The following is a 4,697-nucleotide window of genomic DNA, read 5'->3' on the forward strand; positions in this document are numbered from 1 at the left end:
CAACCGGGTGGAATCGATCCCAGACATGCCGAATCCGTGGGGCACCGCGCTCGGCAGCACCCCACGGATTCGAAGAGAACTCAGCCCTTGCGGCCCTGGGTGGCGACACCTTCCACGAAGTACCGCTGTCCGAACGCGAACATCAGGATCATCGGCAGCGTGACGAGCAGCGCGGCCACCATCACGTACTGGTAGTCGCCGTGACCGCCGTTGGTCGGGCTGTACCGGGTCATCGCGGACGCGATGCCGAGCGGCACCGTGTAGCCCTCCTGCGTTCCGGCGTTGAGATAGATGAGCGCGGCCTGGAGGTTGTTCCACGACGCCTGGAACTCGAAGAGGAACACGATGATGAACGACGGGATCGACAGCGGGAACGCCATCCGCCAGAACATCCCCCAGTAGCTGACCCCGTCCATGCGAGCCGCCTCGAAGATCTCCCGAGGCAGGCCGAGGAAGAACTGTCGCTGCAGGAAGATGTAGAACGCCGACCCGAAGAGGTTCATGCCCCACAGCGGCACGTTCGTGCCGACGAAGCCGAGGTTGTTCCAGATGAGGAACTGCGGCACGAGGGTCACCGCCCCCGGCAGCATCATCGTCGCGAGCACGACCCCGAAGAGGATTCCGCGCCCGGGGAAGTTGAAGTAGGCGAACCCGAACGCGACGATCGAGCTCGAGATCGTGACGAGCCCGGCGGCGAGCACCGCGATGAGGAGGCTGTTGCCCATCCACGCCAGCAGCGGGAGCTGGTTGAAGACCTCGACGTAGTTCTCGGGCTGGAACGTCTTCGGGATGAGCGCGTTGTCGAAGACCTCCCCCCGCGGCTTGAAGCTCGCCGCGAGCAGCCACGCGAACGGGTAGAGGAAGAGCAGCGAGAAGAGGATGAGCAGCACCCACTGCCCGACCTGCGCGATCGTGCCGCCGACGTGACGGCGCGGCTTCTTCGGGATCGCCGGCTCGTCGCGGCCGGCGCTCGAGAGGATCGGGCCGGCGGCGGAGGCGTCCAGGGGGGTCGAGGTGGTCATCAACGCTCGCTCTCGTAGTAGACGAACCGGTTGCCGACCTTCACCTGGATGAGGGAGATCACCATGATGATCAGGAAGATCAGCCAGGCCATCGCGGCCGCGAAGCCGAAGTTGAACTGGCGGAAGGCCTGCTGGAACAGGTACACGGCGTAGAACAGGGATGCGTCGGGCGCCCCCTGCACTTGGTCTCGGTAGAACAGCAGATACGCCTCGTCGAACGTCTGCAGTGCGGCGATCGTGAGCACGAGCACGTTGAAGAACACCGCCCCCGAGATCATCGGCAGGGTGATCGACCAGAAGCGGCGGATGGGTCCGGCCCCGTCGATCATGGCGACCTCGTAGAGGTCGCGCGGCACGGTCTTGAGGGCCGCGAGGAAGATCACCATCGTGCCGCTCACGCCCCACAGGGTCATGAGCACGATCGACGGTTTCACCCAGTCGGGATCGAGGAGCCACTGCGGGCCCTGGATGCCCAAGAACGCGAGGCCCTTGTTGATCGCTCCCTGGTTGCCGTTGAGCAGCAGGAAGAAGACGGCGGCGGTGGCGACGGCCGGCGTCATCTTCGGCAGGTAGTAGAGGGTGCGGAAGATGCCCGAGCCGAACTTGACGTTGTTGAGCAGCATCGCGAGGAACAGGGCGAACACGACCTGGAGCGGCACGGCGAGCACGGCGTAGAAGAGCGTGTTGCCGAGCGACATCATGACCTTGGGGTCTTCGAAGAGCAGCTCGTAGTTCGAGAAGCCCGCCGGCCGCGCCGTGTTGGTGGCGAGCTGGTAGTGGCTGAACGAGATGACGAGGCTGTAGATCATCGCCCCGAGCGTGAAGACCAGGAACCCGATGACCCAGGGCGCGATGAACATGTAGCCCGCGATGGCCTCGCGGCGGTTGTACTTGCGCACCTTGTAGCCCTCGGGGAGCTTCTGCTTGCGCCCCCGGCGGGCCGCCTTCTTGGCGGTCACGATCGCGCGCGTCGAGTTCGTGTCGACGGAGGCGCTCACGATCGGACACCTCGAGGGAGGGAGGAGTCACGCGGACGGGTCGGGACCATGTGGTCTCCTCTTCTCTGAGGGCGGAGAACGGCGGATGTGGTAACGATTCCACAAAGATGCTCGTCAGGACTATAAACGGGTCGCGGCAGCGCTGGCAAGGGCTTGTCCGGCGTCACGGGTCGGCGGCGAGGGCCTAGCTTGTCGGGGCGTCACCGATGTGGGTACGTTCTCATACGCGCGCCCCACCGTCGACCGGCGCGAGGGGAGAGCCGTGATCACCAGCAGCGCCGCCCTCGAACTCGCCGGCTCGTGGGAGCTCCGCGAGGCGATCGGCGAGACCTGGCGCTGGTACGCGGCGGCACCGCCCGACGCCCTCAACAACGCCGCCGTGGATGCCGCCGCCCCCGGCTGGATACGCGCCACCGTGCCCGGCTCCGTGGTCGACGCGCTCGCGGACGCGGGCGTCATCCCCGACCCGCGACACGGTTTCGGAAGCCGGTCCGCGGAGTGGACCGCCACGCGCTCGTGGGTGCTGCGTCGCACCGTCGAGCTCTCCGAGAACTGGCCCGACGCGGTGCTCGAGTTCGACGGCATCGACCCGGGCGGCCTCGTGCTCTGGAACGGGGCCGAGGTCGGCCGCATCGACGGGCTCTACCGCCGCCTCCGCATCCCGCTCGGCGAGGTCGCCGCGGGGCGCCACTCGATCGTCGTGGTCGTCGCCCCCGTGCCGCCGGGGGTTCCGCAGGTCGGTCGCACCGAGGACGTCGTTCGGCACGCGCCGCGCGTCGGCGTCGGCTGGGACTTCTGCCCGCCGTTCCCGCACCAGGGGGTCTGGCGCCCGGTGCGGCTGCGGGGCGGAGCCCGCGTCGCCGACCTCCGGGTGCAGGTCGAGTGCTCGGCCGACGGCGGTCGCGGAACGGTGACGCTCGAGGCGATCACCGAGCCGGCCGACACCCCCGTCGTCGCCGAGCTCGACCTCGGCGACGGTCGCGTTCTCCGCGCGGAGACGGCGCCGGGGGAGCGCCGACTCGTGATGACCGTCGCCGATCCGCCGCTCTGGTGGCCGGTCGGGCTCGGCGAGCCGCGCCTCGTCGACCTCGCGGTGCGTGTCGGGGAGACGGTCGAGCGCCGTCGGCTCGGGTTCCGGCACCTCGTCCGCGAACGCACCCCGGGCGCGCCGGCCGATGCCGAGGCGTACGGGATGAACGTGGGCGGCATCCCGGTTCCCCTGGCGGGCGTCAACTGGGCGCCCGCCGACGCGCAGTTCGGCTCGATCGCCCCCGACCGTCTCGCCCACCTGCTCGACCTCGCCGTCGCGGCCGGGGTTCGACTCGTCCGGGTGTGGGGCGGCGGTCTCGTCGAGACACCCGACTTCTACGCCGCGTGCGACGAGCGCGGGCTGCTCGTCTGGCAGGAGTTCTCGCAGTCGTCGTCGGGGTTGCAGAGCGCGCCGAGCACCGATCCCGGGTTCCTCGCGGGGCTCGAGGCCGACGCGCGCGAGCTCGTGCCCGCCCGCGCCCACCACCCGTCGCTCGCGATCTGGGGCGGCGGGAACGAGCTCGAGGGCGAGTCGGGGCCGCTCCGCACCGAGCAGAGTCCGGCCCTCACCGTGCTCGCGGGCGTGGTCGCCGAACTCGACCCGGGTCGCGCCTGGCTGCCGACCTCGCCGAGCGGACCCGTCTTCCACCATCGGCTGACCGGCGACCTCGGCGACCAGCACGACGTGCACGGCCCCTGGGAGTATCAGGGGCTCGAGGCGCAGCACGTGCTCGCCGATCGCGGCGGCTACCTCGCGCACACCGAGTTCGGCGTCGAGGGCATGGCGAACGCACGGCTGTGGGAGGCCGTGGTGCCGACCGGTCGCGGCGAGCCCGCCGATCGGACGAACCCGCTGCACCGCCACCTCGGCGAGTGGTGGGACAACGCCCCGCAGGTGCAGGAGCTCTTCGGGGGCGGTCTCGGGCTCGACGAGCTGCGCCGCGCGAGTCAGTGGCTGCAGAGCTCGGGGCTCGCGACGGTGCTCGAGTCCGACCGTCGCCGCGCCCCGCGCACGTCGATGGTGCTGCCCTGGCAGCTCGCCGAGTCGTATCCGAACACGTGGGGCACCGCGCTCGTCGGCTTCGACGGCGAGCCGAAGCCGGCGCTCGGGGTGCTGACCCGGGCGTTCGCGCCCGAGCGCGCCACCCTCCGGACGGCGCGCACGGCCTGGGGTGGACACTCCGAGGCGACAGCCGAAGCGTGGCTGTGGAGCGAGGCCGGCCGCGCTGCGGGCGGAACCCTGAACCTCTCCTCACTCGCGCTCGACGGCCGTGTGCTCGCGGAGGCGACGTTCCCGCTCGAGGCGATCGGGCATCCCGTCGCCGTCGGCTCGCTGACGCTGCCGACCCCGTCCGGCCCGTTCCTCTGGCGCGCGAACTGGACGTCGGCCGACGGGCAGGTGGTCGACGACGAACTGCTGCTGCAGACCGGCGACGCCGATCTCGCGGGCCTGCGTCGCCTGCCCCGAACGACGCTCGCGGTCGACCGCGACGGCGACGGATGGCGGGTCGTCAACACGGGCACGGTCGCCGCCCTCGCGTGGGGCCCGCGCGACGTGCGCCCGCCGACCGATCGCCGACTGCTCGCCGCGCTCGGCGACCCGCGCCCGCTGCTCCCCGGCGCCGCCCGCCGCCCGACACGAGGGGCA

Annotated in this window: 3 protein-coding genes; 1 reads left to right on the forward strand and 2 read right to left on the reverse strand. The window is 70.6% G+C overall.

Features of this window, described 5'->3' with window-relative positions; translation table 11 throughout:
- Positions 1 to 80: 80 nt before the first annotated feature.
- Together ACO1X9_RS10465 and ACO1X9_RS10470 are read right to left on the reverse strand one after the other, a co-directional pair.
- On the reverse strand, positions 81 to 1,022 hold the full coding sequence (locus ACO1X9_RS10465) for a carbohydrate ABC transporter permease (RefSeq protein ID WP_486350776.1): 942 nt from the start codon (positions 1,020 to 1,022) through the stop codon (positions 81 to 83).
- Positions 1,022 to 1,882: a carbohydrate ABC transporter permease gene (locus ACO1X9_RS10470; RefSeq protein WP_486350778.1), complete on the reverse strand. Its 861-nt coding sequence runs from the start codon at positions 1,880 to 1,882 to the stop codon at positions 1,022 to 1,024. Before ACO1X9_RS10470 ends, ACO1X9_RS10465 begins: the two co-directional genes overlap by 1 nt.
- A gap of 400 nt (positions 1,883 to 2,282) precedes the next feature.
- On the opposite strand from ACO1X9_RS10470, the gene ACO1X9_RS10475 reads away from it, so the two are divergent.
- A partial coding sequence (locus ACO1X9_RS10475) for a glycosyl hydrolase 2 galactose-binding domain-containing protein (protein ID WP_486350777.1) occupies positions 2,283 to 4,697 on the forward strand: 2,415 nt, incomplete at its 3' end.

Source organism: Pseudolysinimonas sp. (assembly GCF_057350545.1).